This window comes from Metapseudomonas resinovorans DSM 21078, assembly GCF_000423545.1.
GTDB lineage: Bacteria > Pseudomonadota > Gammaproteobacteria > Pseudomonadales > Pseudomonadaceae > Metapseudomonas > Metapseudomonas resinovorans.
Genome location: NZ_AUIE01000021.1, coordinates 1 through 18,058 on the forward strand (window position 1 = coordinate 1; position 18,058 = coordinate 18,058).

General features: G+C 64.1%; 22 protein-coding genes. 13 read left to right on the top strand and 9 right to left on the bottom strand.

Annotated elements, in window-relative coordinates; translation table 11 throughout:
- Nucleotides 1–82: 82 nt before the first annotated feature.
- From G559_RS0115080 to pilT, 3 genes are all read right to left on the bottom strand, one after another.
- Nucleotides 83–478, bottom strand: a complete 396-nt coding sequence (locus tag G559_RS0115080) for an NINE protein (RefSeq protein ID WP_028629026.1) — start codon at nt 476–478, stop codon at nt 83–85.
- Nucleotides 479–554: 76 nt separating this feature from the next.
- Complete coding sequence (locus tag G559_RS0115085) at nt 555–1,700, bottom strand: PilT/PilU family type 4a pilus ATPase (protein ID WP_028629027.1); 1,146 nt, start codon at nt 1,698–1,700, stop codon at nt 555–557.
- Nucleotides 1,701–1,727: 27 nt separating this feature from the next.
- Complete coding sequence (gene pilT, locus G559_RS0115090; protein WP_028629028.1) at nt 1,728–2,762, bottom strand: type IV pilus twitching motility protein PilT; 1,035 nt, start codon at nt 2,760–2,762, stop codon at nt 1,728–1,730.
- 163 nt (nt 2,763–2,925) lie between these two features.
- On the opposite strand from pilT, the gene G559_RS0115095 reads away from it, so the two are divergent.
- The 12 genes from G559_RS0115095 to G559_RS0115150 all read left to right on the top strand — a co-directional run bounded on the left by G559_RS0115095 (nt 2,926) and on the right by G559_RS0115150 (nt 12,451).
- On the top strand, nt 2,926–3,621 hold the full coding sequence (locus tag G559_RS0115095; protein ID WP_028629029.1) for a YggS family pyridoxal phosphate-dependent enzyme: 696 nt from the start codon (nt 2,926–2,928) through the stop codon (nt 3,619–3,621).
- A gap of 10 nt (nt 3,622–3,631) precedes the next feature.
- Nucleotides 3,632–4,450, top strand: coding sequence for a pyrroline-5-carboxylate reductase (gene proC / locus G559_RS0115100; protein WP_028629030.1), 819 nt, complete (start codon nt 3,632–3,634; stop codon nt 4,448–4,450).
- Nucleotides 4,451–4,460: 10 nt separating this feature from the next.
- Nucleotides 4,461–5,054: a YggT family protein gene (locus G559_RS0115105; protein ID WP_028629031.1), complete on the top strand. Its 594-nt coding sequence runs from the start codon at nt 4,461–4,463 to the stop codon at nt 5,052–5,054.
- A complete protein-coding gene (locus tag G559_RS0115110) occupies nt 5,051–5,347 on the top strand; it encodes a DUF167 domain-containing protein (protein ID WP_028629032.1) in 297 nt (98 codons plus the stop codon). The genes G559_RS0115105 and G559_RS0115110 overlap by 4 nt, the downstream gene beginning before the upstream one ends.
- A gap of 210 nt (nt 5,348–5,557) precedes the next feature.
- A complete protein-coding gene (locus tag G559_RS0115115; RefSeq protein ID WP_028629033.1) occupies nt 5,558–7,546 on the top strand; it encodes a dynamin-like GTPase family protein in 1,989 nt (662 codons plus the stop codon).
- Between the two features lie 110 nt (nt 7,547–7,656).
- Nucleotides 7,657–8,796 (top strand): homoserine O-succinyltransferase MetX, encoded by a 1,140-nt coding sequence (gene metX / locus G559_RS0115120; protein WP_028629034.1) that lies wholly within the window; start codon nt 7,657–7,659, stop codon nt 8,794–8,796.
- A gap of 3 nt (nt 8,797–8,799) precedes the next feature.
- A complete protein-coding gene (gene metW, locus G559_RS0115125; RefSeq protein WP_028629035.1) occupies nt 8,800–9,420 on the top strand; it encodes a methionine biosynthesis protein MetW in 621 nt (206 codons plus the stop codon).
- A gap of 17 nt (nt 9,421–9,437) precedes the next feature.
- On the top strand, nt 9,438–9,857 hold the full coding sequence (locus tag G559_RS0115130; RefSeq protein ID WP_028629036.1) for a DUF4426 domain-containing protein: 420 nt from the start codon (nt 9,438–9,440) through the stop codon (nt 9,855–9,857).
- Nucleotides 9,854–10,447: an RdgB/HAM1 family non-canonical purine NTP pyrophosphatase gene (gene rdgB / locus G559_RS0115135; protein WP_028629037.1), complete on the top strand. Its 594-nt coding sequence runs from the start codon at nt 9,854–9,856 to the stop codon at nt 10,445–10,447. The genes G559_RS0115130 and rdgB overlap by 4 nt, the downstream gene beginning before the upstream one ends.
- The gene (gene hemW, locus G559_RS0115140; RefSeq protein ID WP_028629038.1) at nt 10,444–11,628 is read left to right on the top strand and encodes a radical SAM family heme chaperone HemW; all 1,185 of its coding nucleotides are present in this window, start codon (nt 10,444–10,446) and stop codon (nt 11,626–11,628) included. Before rdgB ends, hemW begins: the two co-directional genes overlap by 4 nt.
- Before the next feature lie 60 nt (nt 11,629–11,688).
- Nucleotides 11,689–12,012, top strand: coding sequence for a DUF3392 domain-containing protein (locus tag G559_RS0115145; RefSeq protein WP_028629039.1), 324 nt, complete (start codon nt 11,689–11,691; stop codon nt 12,010–12,012).
- A 184-nt stretch (nt 12,013–12,196) separates the two neighbouring features.
- Nucleotides 12,197–12,451 (top strand): hypothetical protein, encoded by a 255-nt coding sequence (locus G559_RS0115150; protein WP_028629040.1) that lies wholly within the window; start codon nt 12,197–12,199, stop codon nt 12,449–12,451.
- Nucleotides 12,452–12,678: 227 nt separating this feature from the next.
- Here the strand turns inward: G559_RS0115150 and G559_RS0115155 are convergent, their stop codons facing one another.
- The 5 genes from G559_RS0115155 to G559_RS0115175 form a co-directional block, all read right to left on the bottom strand.
- Nucleotides 12,679–14,022, bottom strand: coding sequence for a DUF1329 domain-containing protein (locus G559_RS0115155; protein WP_028629041.1), 1,344 nt, complete (start codon nt 14,020–14,022; stop codon nt 12,679–12,681).
- Between the two features lie 153 nt (nt 14,023–14,175).
- Nucleotides 14,176–14,895, bottom strand: a complete 720-nt coding sequence (gene trmB, locus G559_RS0115160) for a tRNA (guanosine(46)-N7)-methyltransferase TrmB (protein ID WP_036997464.1) — start codon at nt 14,893–14,895, stop codon at nt 14,176–14,178.
- 160 nt (nt 14,896–15,055) lie between these two features.
- Nucleotides 15,056–15,850, bottom strand: coding sequence for a thiazole synthase (locus G559_RS0115165; protein WP_028629043.1), 795 nt, complete (start codon nt 15,848–15,850; stop codon nt 15,056–15,058).
- Between the two features lie 89 nt (nt 15,851–15,939).
- Nucleotides 15,940–16,140: a sulfur carrier protein ThiS gene (gene thiS, locus G559_RS0115170; RefSeq protein ID WP_028629044.1), complete on the bottom strand. Its 201-nt coding sequence runs from the start codon at nt 16,138–16,140 to the stop codon at nt 15,940–15,942.
- 106 nt (nt 16,141–16,246) lie between these two features.
- Nucleotides 16,247–16,624 (bottom strand): DUF423 domain-containing protein, encoded by a 378-nt coding sequence (locus G559_RS0115175; RefSeq protein ID WP_028629045.1) that lies wholly within the window; start codon nt 16,622–16,624, stop codon nt 16,247–16,249.
- 65 nt (nt 16,625–16,689) lie between these two features.
- On the opposite strand from G559_RS0115175, the gene mtgA reads away from it, so the two are divergent.
- Complete coding sequence (mtgA, locus tag G559_RS0115180; RefSeq protein ID WP_028629046.1) at nt 16,690–17,382, top strand: monofunctional biosynthetic peptidoglycan transglycosylase; 693 nt, start codon at nt 16,690–16,692, stop codon at nt 17,380–17,382.
- A 13-nt stretch (nt 17,383–17,395) separates the two neighbouring features.
- On the opposite strand, the gene G559_RS0115185 is transcribed toward mtgA, so the two are convergent.
- Nucleotides 17,396–17,998, bottom strand: a complete 603-nt coding sequence (locus tag G559_RS0115185) for a hypothetical protein (RefSeq protein ID WP_028629047.1) — start codon at nt 17,996–17,998, stop codon at nt 17,396–17,398.
- Between the last annotated feature and the right edge of the window lie 60 nt (nt 17,999–18,058).

The window sequence follows — 18,058 nt, forward strand, 5'->3', positions numbered from 1 at the left end:
CATGAATCGGAGGAACAGGCCTTGACACCGAGATCTTCATAGAAGGGGCGAATTCATTCGCCCCTACAAGGAAAAGCACGGCTCAGCGGGCGTTGAGCACCGACACCTGGGTGTTCAAGGTCCAGAAGTCGTAGAGCACGCCGATCAGGAAGAAACCGCCGGTGAGCAGGTAGAGGATGCCGCTGATCCACTTGCCCTGGTACATGCGGTGTACGCCGAAGATGCCGAGGAAAGTCAGCAGGATCCAGGCGACGTTGTAGTCGTACTGGCCGGCGTTGAAGCGCAGGCTAGCCTCGCGGTCCATGGACGGGATCAGGAACAGGTCGATGATCCAGCCGATGAAGAACAGGCCCAAGGTGAAGAACCAGATAGTCCCGGTCACCGGCTTGCCGTAGTAGAAGCGGTGGGAACCGAGGAATCCAAAAATCCAGAGCAGGTAGCCGATGGCCTTGCTGTGGGTGTCCTGACGGGTGTTCATGCTGCCTCCTGCAGGGTGTGAATGTGTCCGGGCACGAAGAAGCCCGCCGAGGCGGGCTTCTTCTTCGGGCGCGAGCTTAACGGAAGCGGCGACCCGGGTCTTCTTCCGAAACCTGCAGCGACAGGCCGTCGCTCATGTGCTGCAGGTGCTCGCCGTCAGTCTCCGAGCCCAGCTTGATCAGCAGGCGCAGGTCGTTCGCCGAATCGGCGTAGAGCAGGGCGTCCTCGTAGGTGATCTCGCCCTGGGAATAAAGGTGGAAAAGCGCCTGGTCGAAGGTCTGCATGCCGTGCTCGGTGGAGCGCTTCATCAGCCCCTTGAGTTCGTGCACCTCGCCCTTGCGGATCAGGTCGGCGGCCAGCGGGGTGTTCAGCAGCACTTCGATCACCGCACGGCGGCCCTTGCCATCCGGGGTCGGCACCAGTTGCTGGGCGACGATGGCCTTGAGGTTCAGCGACAGGTCCATCCACACCTGCTGCTGCCGGTCGGCGGGGAAGAAGTTGATGATGCGGTCCAGCGCCTGGTTGGCGTTGTTGGCGTGCAGGGTGGCCAGGCACAGGTGGCCGGTTTCCGCGAAGGCGATGGCGTGGTCCATGGTCTCGCGGGTCCGCACCTCACCGATCAGGATCACGTCGGGCGCCTGGCGCAGGGTGTTCTTCAGGGCTACCTCGAACGACTCGGTATCAATACCCACTTCGCGCTGCGTAACGATGCAGCTCTGGTGCTGGTGGATGAACTCGATCGGGTCTTCGATGGAAATGATGTGGCCGCTGCTGTTCTTGTTGCGGTGACCGATCATTGCCGCCAGGGAGGTGGACTTGCCGGTACCGGTGGCGCCGACGAACAGCACCAGGCCGCGCTTGGTCAGCGACAGCTTCTTGAGGATTTCCGGCAGCTTCAGCTCGTCGATGGTGGGAATGGTGGTCTCGATCCGGCGCAGCACCATGCCCACCAGGTTGCGCTGATAGAAGGCACTGACCCGGAAGCGGCCGATGCCCCGCGCGCTGATGGCGAAGTTGCACTCGTGGTTTTCGGCGAACTCACGGCGCTGCTGCTCGTTCATCACGCCGATCACGGTTTCCCGCGTCATTTCCGGCGACATCGGGTTCTTGGTCACCGGCATGATCTTGCCGTTGACCTTCATCGACGGCGGCACGCCTGCCGTGATGAAGAGGTCGGAACCGCCTTTTTCCACCATCAGGCGCAACAGTTTCTCGAATTCCATGACGTTCTCGCTGGCCGCTCAGGCGGATCAGAAATTTTCTGGGCTCTTGGCCTTTTCCCGTGCGCTCTCGCGGCTGACCAGCCCCTTGGCGACCAGCCCTTTGAGGCACATGTCGAGGGTCTGCATGCCGAGCGAGCCACCGGTCTGAATGGCGGAATACATTTGCGCCACCTTGTCTTCGCGAATCAGGTTACGGATGGCCGGGGTGCCGATCATGATCTCGTGAGCCGCCACCCGGCCGCCGCCGATCTTCTTCAGCAGGGTTTGGGAAATCACCGACTGCAGGGATTCGGAAAGCATGGAGCGGACCATGGACTTTTCCTCGGCGGGGAACACGTCGACCACCCGGTCGATGGTCTTGGCCGCGGAGGTGGTGTGCAGGGTGCCGAACACCAGGTGCCCGGTTTCCGCTGCGGTCAGCGCCAGGCGGATGGTTTCCAGGTCACGCATCTCGCCCACCAGGATGATGTCCGGGTCTTCACGCAGGGCCGAGCGCAAGGCTTCGTTGAAGCCGAGCGTATCGCGGTGCACTTCCCGCTGGTTGATCAGGCACTTCTTCGACTCGTGGACGAATTCGATCGGGTCTTCCACGGTGAGGATGTGGTGGTACTTGGTGCTGTTCAGGTAGTCGAGCATCGCCGCCAGGGTGGTGGACTTGCCCGAACCGGTCGGGCCGGTGACCAGCACCAGGCCACGGGGAACGTCGGAGATTTTCTTGAAGATCTCGCCCATACCCAGGTCTTCCATGCTCAGCACCTTGGAGGGAATGGTCCGGAACACGGCGCCGGCGCCACGGTTCTGGTTGAAGGCGTTGACCCGGAAACGCGCGACGCCAGGAACTTCGAAGGAGAAGTCGGTCTCGAGGAACTCCTCGAAATCCTTGCGCTGCTTGTCGTTCATGATGTCGTAGATCAGCGCGTGGACCTGCTTGTGGTCCAGGGCCGGCAGGTTGATCCGACGCACATCGCCATCGACGCGAATCATCGGTGGCAGGCCGGCCGAGAGATGCAGGTCCGAAGCGCCCTGCTTGGCGCTGAAGGCAAGCAGCTCAGTAATGTCCATTCGGTTCCCCAATTCGAAGCAAACGGTTTGCAGACCGCTGAATGATCACTGCGCCGGGCCCGCGGCTATCGAAGCCGACCAGCCTGGCCGTCGCTCGCTACATTTTTCAGCGGCAGTTAGAATGCCGCAGACCCCACTCAGGCCGGGCTGTAGAGCGCAGGTAATGTCCACGATAGCAGACAATATTGCAAAGGTTCGCGCGCGTATCCGTGAGGCGGCGCAAGCCTCTGGGCGAGAATTTTCGAGCATCGGCCTGCTGGCCGTGAGCAAGACCAAACCCGCTGCAGCCATCCGCGAGGCCTTTGCCGCTGGCGTGGCTGATTTCGGCGAGAACTACCTGCAGGAAGCCCTGACCAAGCAGACCGAGCTCACCGACCTGGCGCTGACCTGGCATTTCATCGGCCCTATCCAGTCGAACAAGACCAAATCCATTGCCGAACATTTCCACTGGGTGCACTCGGTGGATCGTTTGAAGATCGCTGAGCGCCTCTCCGCCCAGCGCCCGCCACACCTGGCGCCGCTGAACATCTGCCTGCAGGTGAACGTCAGCGGAGAAGCCAGCAAGTCCGGCTGCGCCCCTGAAGAGCTGCCGGCCCTGGCCGCTGCCGTGGCCGAACTGCCGAACCTGCGCCTGCGCGGCCTGATGGCCATCCCGGAGCCCACTGACGACCTGGCGCAGCAGCACGCCGCCTTCGCCCGCCTGCGTCAGTTGCAGGCCGCACTGAACCCCGCCCTGGACACCCTGTCCATGGGCATGAGCCATGACCTCGAAGCGGCCATCGCCGAAGGCGCCACCTGGGTGCGGATCGGCACCGCGCTGTTCGGCGCCCGCGACTATGGCCAGCCCTCGCATTCATAAGGAAGCATTCATGAGCACTCCCCGCATCGCATTCATCGGCGCCGGCAACATGGCCGCCAGCCTGATCGGCGGCCTGCGCGCCCAGGGCATTGCCGCCGACCACATCCGCGCCAGCGATCCAGGCGCCGAGCAGCGCGCGAAGGTTGCTGCCGAGCACGGCATCAAGGTCGTGGAAAGCAACGCCGAAGCCGTGCAGGACGCCGATGTGGTGGTCCTGGCAACCAAGCCGCAGGTCATGAAGACCGTCTGCCAGGCCCTGGCGCCGAGCCTCAAGGACGGCCAGTTGGTCGTTTCCATAGCCGCCGGCATCACCTGTGCCAGCCTGGCCGCCTGGCTCGGCGCCCGCCCGATCGTACGCTGCATGCCCAACACCCCGGCGCTACTGCGCCAGGGCGTCAGCGGCCTGTACGCCAACGCCGAGGTCAGCGCCGCCCAGCGCGAGCAGGCCGAGCAACTGCTGTCTGCCGTGGGCATCGCCCTCTGGCTGGAAGAAGAGAAGCTGATCGACGCGGTGACCGCCGTGTCCGGCAGCGGTCCGGCCTACTTCTTCCTGTTGATGGAGGCCATGACTGCCGCCGGCGAGAAACTGGGGCTGCCCCGCGCCACCGCCGAGCAGTTGACCCTGCAGACGGCCTTGGGCGCCGCGCACATGGCGGTTTCCAGCGACGTGGATGCTGCCGAGCTGCGTCGCCGCGTCACCTCGCCCAACGGCACCACCGAAGCGGCAATCAAGACTTTCCAGGCCGGCGGCTTCGAAGCCCTGGTGCAACAGGCCCTGAACGCCGCCGACCGGCGTTCGGCTGAACTGGCCGAACAACTCGGCCAATAAGGAGCTTTCGATGACCGGACTCAACACCGCAGCCATCTACGTGATCCAGACCCTCGGCAGCCTCTACCTGCTGATCGTCCTGCTGCGTTTCATCCTGCAACTGGTGCGCGCCGACTTCTACAACCCCCTGAGCCAGTTCGTGGTACGTGCCACCAAGCCGCTGCTCAACCCGCTGCGCAAGATCATCCCCGGCCTGGGCGGACTGGATCTCGCCTCCCTGGCGCTGGCCATCCTCGTCCAGCTGCTGCTGATGGTCATCACCCTGACCCTGATGGGCTACGGCGTCGGCGGCTACCTACTGCAGTTGCTGATCTGGTCGATCATCGGCGTCACCTCGCTGTTCCTGAAGGTGTTCTTCTTCGCCCTGATCATCAGCGTGATCCTGTCCTGGGTCGCCCCGGGCAGCTACAACCCCGGCGCCCAGTTGGTGAACCAGATCTGCGAGCCGTTGCTGATGCCGTTCCGCAAGCTGCTGCCGAACCTCGGCGGCCTGGATATTTCGCCGATCTTCGCCTTTATTGCGCTGAAGCTGCTGGACATGCTGGTGATCGGCAACCTGGCTACCATGACCGGCATGCCGCAGATTCTCAGCCCCTTCCTATGACCTGGTTCCGCTGGGCAGGCGAGGACCTGATCCTCGACTGCCATTTGCAGCCCAAGGCGAGCCGTGATGAGTTCGCCGGGCTGCACGGCGAGCGCCTGAAGATTCGCCTTACCGCCCCGCCGGTGGAGGGCAAGGCTAATGCCCAGTTGATGGCGTTCCTGGCGGACGCCTTCGGTGTCGCCAAGAGCCAGGTGAGCCTGGAAAGCGGCGAACTGAACCGCCAGAAGCGCGTGCGCATCCAGCGCCCGCGCACCCTTCCCGGTCTGCCCGGACTGACCGCTCGGCAACCCTGACCGACCTTAAGGCGGGCTTAGCGCGCCCGGCAATTGACGGCCAAAACCCAAGGCGCATAATGCCGAGCAATGACCCGCTGGCACTCTGCCTTTACCGCACGCCGGAGCAAGTCCCCGGACGGCGCCGTATGACCACCAGCATCGTCGACAACCGAATTCGAAGTTCGTCCATTCCCGTACGCAGGATGCGTGATCGCGAGGAGAGTCTGAATGAGCATGGAGCGTCTCAGTCAGCAAGTCGACGCCTACGTTGCCTGGAAACGTGAGCTGCTGCGGGAGATCACCCGTTACCGGAGCTGGCTGGAGCACAACCGGCTGAATTCCGACGCGCTCTCGGCCAAGCTGGAACGGGCACAGCGCCTGCTCCGCACCGATCACATCACCCTGGCCTTCGTCGGCGAGTTCTCCCGCGGCAAGACCGAGCTGATCAACAGCCTGTTCTTCTCCGAGTTCGGCCAGCGCATGCTGCCGTCCCAGGCCGGGCGCACCACCATGTGCCCCACCGAGCTGTTCTACGACCCCCGCTCCGAGCGCTCCTACATCCGCCTGCTGCCCATCGAATCGCGCACCGCCTCCGCCAGCGTGGCCCAGTTCAAGCGCGCACCGCGGCACTGGGTGAACATCCCGCTCGACCCGAGCGACCCGGACAACATGATCCAGGCCTTTGCCCAGGTGGCGCGGACCAAGCCAATGCCGGTCGAGCAGGCCATCCAGCTCGGTTTCCATCCGGACATGCTCGACCCCACCGGCCGCCCGGGCGAAGTGATGGTGCCGGCCTGGCGTCACGCCATGGTCAACTTCGACCACCCGCTGCTGCGCCAAGGCCTGCGCATCCTCGACACCCCCGGCCTGAACGCCCTCGGCAGCGAGCCCGAACTGACCCTGTCGATGCTGCCCAGCGCCCAAGCCATCATCTTCCTGCTCTCGGCCGATACCGGCGTCACCGCCAGCGACATGAGCGTCTGGAAGCAGCACATCCGTCAGCTGGACGAGGACACCCAGTCCCATCTCTTTGCCGTGCTGAACAAGATCGACGTGCTGTGGGATGACCTGGCCGGCGAGACCTTCGTGCAGAACGCCATTCGCCGCATCCAGGAATCGACCGCCCGGCAGCTCGGCATCCGCAGTGACGAAGTGCTGCCACTGTCGGCCAAGCAGGCGCTGCTGGCCAAGGTGCGCAAGGACAGTGAGCTGCTCGCCCGCAGCCAGATCAGCACCCTCGAAGAGCTGCTCTGCGACCGGATCGTCACGCAAAAGGAACGCCTGATCGAAGACCATGTGGCGCATCAGATGCTGACGTTGCTGCAGAACAACCTGCATGTGCTCAACCTGCGCCTGGAGAAGGTCCGCGAGCAGCAGGCGATGCTCGACAACCACCAGCAGGACAACGGCCAGATGCTGTTCGAGCTGACCGCACGCACCAAGGAAGACCATGCCCAGCACCATCGTCGCCTGCTCGGCCTGAAGACCAACCAGCGCCTGCTCAAGCGCCAGGGCGATGTCCTGCGCAACGCCGCACGCACGGAGCGCCTGGACGAGCACCTGGCACGCCTGCGCCGCGAACTCACCGGCAGCTGGACCACCGTTGGCATCAATCAGAGCATCCTGCACTTCTTCCGTTCGCTGGAGCATGACCTGCGCAGCCTGGAGCACGAGGCTGACATGGCCAACAAGATGGTCGCGGCCATCTACCGCCGGCACAACGAAGAGAACCCGCTGAACGGCGTCGATGCACCGCAGTTCAATGTCCAGCGCTACCTGCGCGAGATTGCCCAGCTACGCACCAAGGCCGATCAATTCCGTCTGCACCCGAAGACCCTGCTGACCGAACAACGCCAGCTCGGCAAGCGCTTCTTCGACACCCTGGTGCAGGAAGTCATCGGCATGCACCAGCGCCTGCGCCTGGAGGTCGCACAGTGGGCCAGCGACGCGCTGATGCCGTTGATGCAGCACACCCTGGAACACAAGCAGTTGCTGGAAACCCACATGCTGCGGCTCAAGGCCCTGGCCCAGGAAACCCAGCTCACTCGCCAGCGCGGCCAGCAGTTGGAACGCTATACCGAAGAGCTGGAGCAGCAGATCACCGAGGCCAACGAAATGCTGCGCACCTTCCGCCTCCCCTCACCCATGCGCCGTATGGGCAAGGTGGTCAATCTGCCGGTGGTGCCCCGCAAACAGCGTGGCAACGAGTCCGCCTGAACGCCCGCAGCGCCTGATTATTCAACGCTTTAGCCGCCGCCCCCTGCGCTTGCCGCAGGGGGCGGCGCTCTTTAGACTGGCGCCCTTCCCAGATTGAGAGCAGGGTCGCGATGCCCACCGCCATTCCCGCAGATTCCGTCGGCCTGGTCACCCCCCAGGTGCAACGCTTCAGCGACCCGCTGGCACTCGCCTGCGGCCGAAGCCTGGCCGACTACGAACTGGTCTTTGAAACCTACGGCGAACTGAACGCAGACCGCAGCAATGCGGTGCTGATCTGCCATGCGTTGTCCGGCCATCACCACGCCGCCGGTTACCACAGCATGGAAGACCGCAAGCCGGGGTGGTGGGACAGCTGCATCGGCCCGGGCAAGCCCATCGACACCCTGAAGTTCTTCGTCGTCAGCCTGAACAACCTCGGCGGTTGCAACGGTTCCACCGGGCCATCCAGCATCAACCCGGCGACCGGCACGCCCTTCGGCGCCGACTTCCCGGTGATGACGGTGGAAGACTGGGTCAACAGCCAAGCCCGCCTGGCCGACACCCTCGGCATCCAGCAATGGGCCGCCGTGGTAGGCGGCAGCCTCGGCGGCATGCAGGCCCTGCAGTGGACCATCAGCTACCCGGACCGCGTGCGCCACTGCCTGGCCATTGCCTCGGCCCCCAAGCTCTCGGCTCAGAACATCGCCTTCAACGAAGTGGCGCGCCAGGCCATCCTCACCGATCCGGACTTCCACGGCGGTCACTTCCAGGACCAGGGCGTGATCCCCAAGCGCGGCCTGATGCTGGCACGCATGGTCGGCCACATTACCTACCTGTCGGATGACGCCATGGGCGAGAAATTCGGCCGCGGCCTGAAGAGCGAGAAACTCAACTACGACTTCCACAGCGTGGAATTCCAGGTCGAAAGCTACCTGCGCTATCAGGGCGAAGAGTTCTCCGGACGCTTCGACGCCAACACCTACCTGCTGATGACCAAGGCGCTGGACTACTTCGACCCTGCCGCCGCCCATGACGGCGACCTCGCGCGCACCCTGGCCGGGGCCAAGGCGGACTTCTGCGTGATGTCTTTCACCACCGACTGGCGCTTCTCCCCGGCCCGTTCGCGAGAGATCGTCGACGCCCTGACCGCGGCAAGGAAGAACGTCTGCTACCTGGAAATCGACGCCCCGCAGGGCCACGATGCCTTCCTTATTCCGATTCCGCGTTACCTCCAGGCCTTCAGCAGCTACATGAACAGGATTGTGGTGTAACCCATGCGTGCCGACTTAGAAATCATCCAGGACTGGATTCCCGCCGGCAGCCGGGTGCTCGACCTCGGCTGCGGCCGGGGCGAACTGCTGGCCTGGCTGCGCGACAACAAACAGGTCACCGGCTACGGCCTGGAGATCGACCCGGAGAACATCGCCCACTGCATCGACCATGGCGTGAACGTGATCGAGCAGGACCTGGACAAGGGCCTGGGCAACTTCGCCAGCAACAGCTTCGATGTGGTGGTCATGACCCAGGCCCTGCAGGCCGTGCATTACCCCGACCGCATCCTCCAGGAGATGCTGCGGGTTGGCCGTGAGTGCATCATCACATTCCCCAACTTCGGCCACTGGCGCTGCCGCTGGTACCTGGCACGCTACGGACGCATGCCGGTGTCGGAGTTCCTGCCCTACACCTGGTACAACACGCCGAACATTCATTTCTGCACCTTCAAGGACTTCGAGGCACTGTGTCGCGAAATGCAGGTGAAGGTCCTCGACCGCCTGGCCGTGGACCACGCGCACCGGCACAATCTGCCCAGCCGCGTTTGGCCTAATCTGTTGGGTGAGATCGGTATCTATCGCGTCAGCGGTCCGGGTCTTGCGGACCACCGCGTCGCGGTCTGAATCAAAGGAGTCCTGCCATGCGTCGTCTAGCCCTGTTCCTTTTCGCCCTTTGTCTGGCCCTGCCGGCAGCTGCCGAGCGCAAGCAGACCTTTGGGGACCTGGACGTGCACTACAACGCGTTCAATTCCAGCTTCCTGCAGCCCGACATCGCCGCCGCGGCGGGTCTGACCCGCAGCAAGACCCAGGGCGTGGTCAACGTCGCCGTGCTCAAGTCCGGCAAGGCCAGCACCGCCCAGGTCAGCGGCCAGGTGAAGAACCTGCTTGGCCAGGTCACCGCGCTGAAGTTCAAGCAGGTCACCGAGGGCGAGGCCATCTACTACCTGGCGCAGTTCCCCTTCGACGAGCGTGAGATGCTGAACTTCACCCTCAATGTGCAACGCGGAGATGAGGCCCCCCACAGCTTCAGCTTCGACCAGGAATTTTTCCCCGACGAATGATGCCCTTCAAAGAACTGGTGCTGGCCAGCCACAACGCCGGCAAACTCAAGGAACTCCAGGCCATGCTCGGCGACAGCGTGAAGGTGCGCTCGATCGCCGAGTTCAGCGCTGTCGAACCCGAAGAAACCGGCCTGTCCTTCGTCGAGAACGCCATCCTCAAGGCCCGCAACGCGGCGCGGGTGTCCGGCCTGCCCGCGCTGGCCGACGACTCCGGCCTGGCGGTGGACTACCTCGGCGGCGCCCCAGGCATCTACTCGGCCCGCTATGCCGACGGCAAGGGTGACGCGGCAAATAACGCCAAGCTGCTGGACGTCCTGCGTGACGTGCCCGAGGCCGAGCGCGGCGCCCAGTTCATTTGCAGCCTGGCGCTGATGCGCCACGCGGAAGATCCGCTACCGATCCTCTGCGAGGGTATCTGGCGCGGCCGCATCCTGTTCGAGGCCCGCGGCGAACAGGGCTTCGGCTACGACCCGCTGTTCTGGGTCCCTGAAAGCGGGTGCTCCAGCGCCGAACTCTCTCCCATCGACAAAAACCAGCTCAGCCACCGCGCCCGCGCCATGGCCCTGCTCAAGCAACGGCTGGGAATATGAAAGCCAGCGTCGCGCACCCGGGGGCGGGAAGCCAGGCCATCGGCTTCCAGCTGCCTCCCCTGGCGCTCTACGTCCATATTCCCTGGTGCGTGCGCAAGTGTCCCTACTGCGACTTCAACTCCCACGCCGCCGGTTCCGAGCTGCCTGAGGAGGCCTACATCGACGCCTTGCTCGCCGACCTCGAGCAGGACCTCGGCCATGTCCATGGCCGCGAGCTGACCTCGATCTTCTTCGGCGGTGGCACCCCCAGCCTGTTCAGCGCCAACGCCATCGGCCGGCTGCTGGACGGCGTCGAGCAGCGGATACCCTTCGCCCGCGATATCGAGATCACCCTCGAAGCCAACCCCGGCACCTTCGAGCAGGCCAAGTTCGCCGCCTACCGCCAGCTCGGCATCAACCGCCTGTCCATCGGAGTGCAAAGCTTCCAGGAGGCCAAGCTCAAGGCCCTGGGACGCATCCACGATGGCGAGGAAGCCGTGCGCGCTGCCGACATGGCACGCAAGGCCGGCTTCGACAACTTCAACCTGGACCTGATGCACGGCCTGCCGGACCAGTCCCTGGAGGACGCCCTGGAAGACCTGCGCACGGCCATCGCCCAGGGGCCGACGCACCTGTCCTGGTACCAGCTGACCATGGAGCCGAACACGGTGTTCTGGAGCCAGCCGCCGGAACTGCCCGAGGACGACATCCTGTGGGACATCCAGGAAGCCGGTCAGGCGCTCCTGGCCGACCACGGCTACGCGCAGTACGAGGTATCCGCCTACGCCCGGGACGGCCTGCGCGCACGCCACAACCTCAACTATTGGTCCTTCGGCGACTTCCTCGGCATCGGCGCCGGTGCGCACGCCAAACTGAGCAGCCCGGAAGGCCGCATCATTCGCAGCTGGAAGACCCGCCTGCCGAAGGACTACCTGGACCCGGCCAAGCACTACCAGGCTGGTGAGCGCCACCTCGACCACAACGAACTGCCCTTCGAATTCCTCATGAACGTGCTGCGCCTCACGGACGGCGTGCCCGCGGAGTTGTTCACTCAACGCACCGGCATGCCACTGACCAGCCTGGCGGCGGCCCGTACCGAAGCCGAGGCACGCGGCCTGCTGCTGAAGGACCCGCAACGGCTGGTCGCCACTCACGAAGGCCAGCTGTTCCTGAACGATCTGCTGCAGCACTTTCTGCCTTGACGGGCAGCGTGCGGATTTGGAATCGTCTGCCCCCGAACCACTTCGCCAAGGACCCCCTGGATGGACGTCGTACTGGACCTGATCGCTACCTTGTCGCGCTGGAGCCGCGGCCACCTGCATGACATCGCGCTGGCCATCATGGCCACCGTTCTGGTGCTGTTCGGACCCTCGCTGAATGCCTGGGTGCAGCAACGCATCGGTAGCCTCAACTTCCTCTTCCGTACCCTGCTATTCGTGCTGCTCTGCGCGGTCGGCTACGGGCTGGCCATGATCTACCTCACACCCTGGCTGGCCCAAGGGTTGGGCTACTTCAACAACTACACCCTGGCGCCCGTCCTGCTACTAGTCTTCTTCGTGATTGGCGTGATCGCCGATCGCAACTGAGAACCCGTTTTACGACCTCGCGAGCTAGAGCCAGGCAAGGCGAAAACAGGCGAGGACGCGGAGTTTACGCGCTGTAAATGAGCATCCGAGCCTGTTTTTAACGCAGCAGGGCCGACGCACAGCAGGTCGTAAATGGGTTCTGAGGCCGGCGGCTCTCCCGGCGGCCCAACAAGGGAGCACCCCGATGAAGCCGATCAAGCACCTCTACCTGCACTTTCAGGACGGCCAGCGCCTGGCCCTGCGCTTTCCCCAGCAATCTGCCGACCCGGTGGAAGTCGCCCGCGGCCTGCGCCGCCAGCTGGAATCCCCTTTCCTCAGCATCGAAGTGGATGGCGACCTGCTGCTGATTCCCCGGGAGAGCATCAAGTACATGCAGATCAGCCCTGCGCCCCCTTCGCTGCCGGAAGCGACCCTGACAGGGGCCGAGCTGATCAACTGAGCTGGCATGGCGCCGCTCCGTAGGGCGGGCCACGATCTATCGGTCCACCACTCGCGCTCCACCGCGGCTCCGATGGTGGATGCAAAAGCGCCATCCACCCTACGAGTGCAGCGACCTTGCGGGAGCGAATTCATTCGCGATTGGACTCGCCCCCACCGCCCCGGCAAAACACCCGCCCATTAAAAAGCCGCCCCGAGGGGCGGCTGGGATGGCCAGGCAGGCCGGAATCAGTTGCCTTCGCGTCGCAGCGCCTGGGGCGTGAAGTCCCTCGGGCTGAGCGCGGCCTTGAAATCATACATGGGTTCGTTGTTGTCGAGACCATCGACGAAGTAACGATTGCCGACGAAATCGTAGATGGTTTCCAGCGTACTGCCGAACATGGGTACATCGTAGTAGCTGATCGGATGACTTTCCTGCAGGCCGCTGAGGCGACCGTCCTTGTCGTAGAGATCGACAGCGAGGATCTGCCAGCTGTCCTCATCCAGATAGAAGCGGCGCTTGGCATAGGGATGGCTGAAGCCCTTGCGCAAGGTCGCCTCCACCACCCAGACGCGGTGCTGCTCGTAGCGCAGCAGGTCGGGGTTCACGTAGCTGGCGCTGAGGATCTGCTCGTAGGCTATGCCCTTCTGGTGCACCGCGTAGCTGTTGTAGGGCACCAGCATTTCCTGCTTGCCCAGCAACTGCCACTCGTAACGGTCCGGCGCGCCGTTGTAGGCGTCCACCACATCCGCAGTGGCCAGGCCGTTGGTATCCGGCTGCAGGGTATCGTAGGCCAGCATCGGCAGGCGTCGCACCCGACGCTCGCCACGGTTGAAGCGCCAGGCCTTGCGGATCGACAACACCTGATCGAGGGTTTCCTGCACCACCAGGGCCGACCCGGACAGCTTGGCCGGTGCCACGACGCGGTACTTGTAGAAGAACAGGGTGTTCTCCAGGTTGCCCGGCGTCATGCCCTCGCGACCGTAGACGAAGTAGATATCCCGCTCCAGCTTCAGCAGGTTGTAGCTACCGTTGGCGAGGACCGCCGCCTGGTTGGTGGTGAAGTGAATCTGCTCGCCGCGATAGCGCAGGATGTGGTTCCAGATGGCCTCCAGGCCGTTGGCCGGGAGCGGGAAGGGAACACCTGCAGCCACGCCCTCCACGCCGTTGCCTCCGGCAATCAGCGTGCCGTTCTCGGCATTGAAGCGGGTCGCGTCGTAGATGCGCTGTGGAGCGGCGGCGCTGCGGTGGGTCGGAAAAACCCGTAGCCGGTAGTCCGGATGCGCCTGCAGCAGGGTCTTGTGGCCCGGTGTCAGGAGTTGTTCGTATTGGCCAAGGTTCTTGCCGTCGATGACAAAGCGCGGGGCTTCGCCGGCGTAGGGGTCGGGGTGGTGCATACCCGGCTGGTAGCCGGCCGGCGGGGTGGCGAGACCGCCGTCCCAGGCCGGGATGGTGCCGGCGGCATTGCCGGCGCGCTCGCCGCCCATGGGGGTGAGGTCCTGCCCGAGACGGGCGGCCTGGGTAACGTCGACCTTGGCCTGGGCCTGCAGGGCGCAGCCGGCCAGAAGCAGATATCCGAAAGTTTTCAACAACACAGCCTTCTCCTAACGACGTACTTGGCGCTACGTCGCTCTTATTCTTATGTCGCCCGCTCAGTGGCAGGCGTTGCTATCGTCGGATCAGGTGAGGTGCCGGGTCGACCCGGTCTAGTCAGGTGTACCGGTGCGCCGCTGGGCGGCGCCCGGTCAATCGATGCGCTGGAACTTGAGGTCCCAGACGCCGTGGCCGAGGCGTTCGCCGCGACGCTCGAACTTGGTCACCGGGCGCTCGTCCGGACGCGGGACGTAGCGACCGTCCGCAGCCAGGTTGCGAAAGCCCGGCGCGACGTTCATCACTTCCAGCATGTGTTCGGCGTAGTGCTCCCAATCAGTGGCCATGTGCAGCACACCGCCAACCTTGAGCTTCTGCCGCACCAGCTCTGCGAAAGCCGGTTGGACGATGCGTCGCTTGTGGTGACGGGACTTGTGCCAGGGGTCGGGGAAGAACAGCAGGACGCGGTCCAGACTGGCGTCAGCGACACAGTCGCGCAGCACTTCCAGGGCATCGCAGCTGTATACGCGGATATTGGTCAGGCCCTGGGTCATGGCACCGTTCAACAACGCGCCGACACCCGGACGGTGTACCTCAACGCCAATGAAGTCCTGCTCCGGCGCTGCAGCGGCCATCTCCAAGGTGGCGTGGCCCATGCCGAAACCGATCTCGAAGGTGCGCGGCGCCTTGCGGCCGAACAGGGCGTCGAAGTCCTGCGGGCCATCGGCCAGCTCCAGGCCAAACTTCGGCCAGCCCTGGTCGAGGCCACGTTGCTGGCCTTCGGTCATGCGCCCGGCACGCATCACGAAACTCTTGATGGTGCGGTGGTGGCGCGTTTCGTCGGCGGCGGCCGGCGAGCCCTGTTCTTCAATCATCGCGAAAACCTGTTAGCAAAACTTACAGAACCTGATCGATCTTGCGAGCTAGAGCCATGCAAGGCAAAAACAGGCGAGGAAGCGGAGTTTACAGCTGTAAATGAGCATTCCGAGCCTGTTTTTAACGCTGCAGGGCCGACGCGCAGCTGATCGCGGATTCTCAGCGGATCAGACCATCCAGCGGCGACGAGGCGCTGGCGTATAGCTTGCGGGGCATGCGTCCGGCCAGATAGGCGAGACGACCTGCGACGATGGCATGCTTCATGGCCTCGGCCATCATCACCGGGTTCTGTGCGTGGGCGATGGCGGTGTTCATCAACACGGCCTCGCAGCCCAGCTCCATGGCGATGGTGGCGTCGGAGGCAGTGCCCACACCGGCATCCACCAGCACCGGAACCTTGGCCTCTTCGAGGATAATGCGCAGGTTCCAGGGGTTGCAGATGCCCATGCCCGAGCCAATCAGGCCAGCCAGGGGCATCACGGCGATGCAACCCATCTCGGCCAGTTGGCGAGCGATGATGGGGTCATCGCTGGTGTAGACCATGACGTCGAACCCGTCCTTGACCAGCTCCTCGGCGGCCTTGAGGGTTTCGACGACATTGGGGAAGAGCGTTTTCTGGTCAGCCAGGACTTCCAACTTGACCAGGTTGTGGCCATCCAGCAGCTCGCGAGCCAGACGGCAGGTGCGTACGGCCTCTTCGGCGTTATAGCAACCGGCGGTGTTCGGCAGGATGGTGTACTTGTCCGGGGAAATCACGTCCAGCAGGTTCGGCTCGCCCGGGTTCTGGCCGATGTTGGTGCGGCGCACGGCGACCGTGACGATCTCGGCACCGGAAGCCTCGATGGCAACGCGAGTTTCCTCGAGGTCCTTGTACTTGCCCGTACCCACCAGGAGACGCGACTGATAGGTGCGGCCCGCGAGGGTAAAGGGCTTGTCGATCGGCGTTTGGCTCATGCTGGACTCCTGGCGGGCAGAGGAAAGTGCGCGAAGCGCGGAACGGATGCTGCAAATGGGGCGACCGGGCAGGCACATGGCCCGCGCGACTAGCCGCCGCCTATGGCGTGTACCACCTCGACGCGGTCGCCCTCACGCAGGGCGGTGCTGGCATGCTGGCTGCGCGGCACGATGTCGAGGTTAAGCTCGACCGCGACGCGGCGGCCGGCCAGATCCAGGCGGGCAATGAGGTCCGCGACGGTCTGGCCATCGGGCAGCTCGAAGGAATCGCCGTTCAACTGAATGCGCATGACGGATCAGTCACAACTGGAAAGGGGACGGCATTCTAGCCCGATCGCCGCGCGGGACCAAGGCAAATGGACGCCATTCGTCCCGAAATTTGACGCCACGGTCAAGTTACCGATTGGCGAGGTTCCAGGCGGCCAACCCCAAGCACAGCCAGCCGGCGAGGAAGGCCAGCCCGCCAAAGGGGGTAATGATGCCGAGCTTGCCGACGCCGGATAGGGTCAGCAGGTAGAGGCTGCCGGAGAACAACAGGATGCCGAGGGCGAAGAAGCCACCCGCCAGGCTCACCAGCCGACCGGGCGCATGCATCGCCAGCAGGGCGACACCGAACAGGGCCAGGGCGTGGATCAGTTGGTAATGCGTGCCGGTCTGGAACACCGCCAGGTACTCCGGAGTCAGCCTGTTTTTCAATCCGTGGGCGGCGAACGCGCCCAGGGCCACTCCGGTGAAACCGGCGAATGCGGACAGCAGCAGGAACAGGCGCGTCATGGAGACTCCAGACCAGGGACAGACGGCCGCTATAATGGCGCGCAACTTTCCCCGGGCCAAGTTAGATGTTCCACACCATTCGCCGCCGCCTTTTCAAATTGCTGCTCTGGTTCGCGGCGGCATCCGTGCTGCTGGTGATCCTGTTCCGCTGGTTGCCTCCGCCAGGCTCGATGCTGATGGTAGAACGCAAGATCGAGTCGTGGATCGACGGCAAACCCATCGACATCAAACGCGACTGGGTGTCCTGGGACGAGTTGCCGAACGACCTGAAAATCGCGGTGATCGCCGCTGAAGACCAGAAATTCGCCGAGCACTGGGGATTCGATATTCCGGCTATCCGCAAGGCCCTGGCGCACAACGAGCGCGGCGGGTCCGTCCGCGGCGCCAGCACCCTCAGCCAGCAGGTGGCGAAGAATCTGTTCCTCTGGTCCGGCCGCAATTGGGTCCGCAAGGGGCTGGAAGTCTGGTTCACCGGACTGATCGAACTGTTCTGGCCGAAGCACCGCATCCTTGAGGTCTATCTGAATAGCGTCGAATGGGGCAACGGCGTTTTCGGCGCAGAGGCTGCGGCACACCAGCACTTCGGGGTGCCCGCCAAGCGTCTGTCACGCCAGCAGGCGGCCCTGCTTGCAGCGGTGCTGCCCAACCCGCGCAAATGGAGCCCTTCGCGGCCAAGCGGGTATGTCGCCACTCGCGCCGGCTGGATTCGCCGACAGATGAACCAGTTGGGCGGCAGTAGCTACCTGGAGCAGCTCTGAGACCCGGGGCAACTCAGTTCTTCATTGCCTCACGCGGCACCAGGTGCAGCAGCTGCAGCTTGCCTTCGAGCAAGTGCACGCTCAGCCCCTGCTGGGGATAGACCCAGACTTCACCTTCGCCGGTGCGCAGGCGCAGCCGCGGCGGGCCGATACTGGCGGCCAGGCGCGCCGCCGAAACATCGGACATGGGTACCATATTCAGCACCGCCACGCGGTGCCCACTCAGTTGCCCCAGCATCTCGCCGCTCAGGGGCTGCTCTTCGGTACCCTTGCCCAAGGCCTTGGCCAGGCTGGCGTGCTCACTGTCACTGAGCTCCAGCTCTGCCTCTAGACGCCAGATCCCTTCCTCCCTCTCCTGTTCGGAGCGGTAGACCAGACGCGGTCCTTCTGCGCGTGGCTGCAACCAGAGCTCTCCCGACGCCAGCTCAGTCAGCCTTTCCAGGGTCAAGTCATCGTCGGCCAGGGGGACGATGACCGACTCCTGCCAGTCCACCAACCAGGGCAGCGGATCGGCCCGGTCGGACTGCTTGCTCATCCACAGCGCCAGGGAAAAGAACAGCACGGCGACCGCGGCGAGCAGCAGCCAGTGACTGGAACGCAGGGACGGCAGGGGCATGGCGATTTTCTCCAGACAGAAAAAAGCCGCACCAAGGTGCGGCTTTTTCGGGTTTCAACG

What these genes read in the sequence shown, in the direction of transcription:
- G559_RS0115150 (WP_028629040.1), top strand. Translation starts at nt 12,197, where the DNA reads ATGAAGCCGATCAAGCACCTCTACCTGCACTTTCAGGACGGCCAGCGC.
- G559_RS0115105 (WP_028629031.1), top strand. Translation starts at nt 4,461, where the DNA reads ATGACCGGACTCAACACCGCAGCCATCTACGTGATCCAGACCCTCGGC.
- G559_RS0115085 (WP_028629027.1), bottom strand. Translation starts at nt 1,700, where the DNA reads ATGGAATTCGAGAAACTGTTGCGCCTGATGGTGGAAAAAGGCGGTTCC.
- G559_RS0115175 (WP_028629045.1), bottom strand. Translation starts at nt 16,624, where the DNA reads ATGACGCGCCTGTTCCTGCTGCTGTCCGCATTCGCCGGTTTCACCGGA.
- G559_RS0115080 (WP_028629026.1), bottom strand. Translation starts at nt 478, where the DNA reads ATGAACACCCGTCAGGACACCCACAGCAAGGCCATCGGCTACCTGCTC.
- G559_RS0115095 (WP_028629029.1), top strand. Translation starts at nt 2,926, where the DNA reads ATGTCCACGATAGCAGACAATATTGCAAAGGTTCGCGCGCGTATCCGT.
- G559_RS0115110 (WP_028629032.1), top strand. Translation starts at nt 5,051, where the DNA reads ATGACCTGGTTCCGCTGGGCAGGCGAGGACCTGATCCTCGACTGCCAT.
- G559_RS0115185 (WP_028629047.1), bottom strand. Translation starts at nt 17,998, where the DNA reads ATGCCCCTGCCGTCCCTGCGTTCCAGTCACTGGCTGCTGCTCGCCGCG.
- G559_RS0115165 (WP_028629043.1), bottom strand. Translation starts at nt 15,850, where the DNA reads ATGAGCCAAACGCCGATCGACAAGCCCTTTACCCTCGCGGGCCGCACC.
- thiS (WP_028629044.1), bottom strand. Translation starts at nt 16,140, where the DNA reads ATGCGCATTCAGTTGAACGGCGATTCCTTCGAGCTGCCCGATGGCCAG.
- rdgB (WP_028629037.1), top strand. Translation starts at nt 9,854, where the DNA reads ATGATGCCCTTCAAAGAACTGGTGCTGGCCAGCCACAACGCCGGCAAA.
- hemW (WP_028629038.1), top strand. Translation starts at nt 10,444, where the DNA reads ATGAAAGCCAGCGTCGCGCACCCGGGGGCGGGAAGCCAGGCCATCGGC.
- G559_RS0115115 (WP_028629033.1), top strand. Translation starts at nt 5,558, where the DNA reads ATGAGCATGGAGCGTCTCAGTCAGCAAGTCGACGCCTACGTTGCCTGG.
- trmB (WP_036997464.1), bottom strand. Translation starts at nt 14,895, where the DNA reads ATGATTGAAGAACAGGGCTCGCCGGCCGCCGCCGACGAAACGCGCCAC.
- G559_RS0115145 (WP_028629039.1), top strand. Translation starts at nt 11,689, where the DNA reads ATGGACGTCGTACTGGACCTGATCGCTACCTTGTCGCGCTGGAGCCGC.
- proC (WP_028629030.1), top strand. Translation starts at nt 3,632, where the DNA reads ATGAGCACTCCCCGCATCGCATTCATCGGCGCCGGCAACATGGCCGCC.
- metX (WP_028629034.1), top strand. Translation starts at nt 7,657, where the DNA reads ATGCCCACCGCCATTCCCGCAGATTCCGTCGGCCTGGTCACCCCCCAG.
- mtgA (WP_028629046.1), top strand. Translation starts at nt 16,690, where the DNA reads ATGTTCCACACCATTCGCCGCCGCCTTTTCAAATTGCTGCTCTGGTTC.
- metW (WP_028629035.1), top strand. Translation starts at nt 8,800, where the DNA reads ATGCGTGCCGACTTAGAAATCATCCAGGACTGGATTCCCGCCGGCAGC.
- pilT (WP_028629028.1), bottom strand. Translation starts at nt 2,762, where the DNA reads ATGGACATTACTGAGCTGCTTGCCTTCAGCGCCAAGCAGGGCGCTTCG.
- G559_RS0115130 (WP_028629036.1), top strand. Translation starts at nt 9,438, where the DNA reads ATGCGTCGTCTAGCCCTGTTCCTTTTCGCCCTTTGTCTGGCCCTGCCG.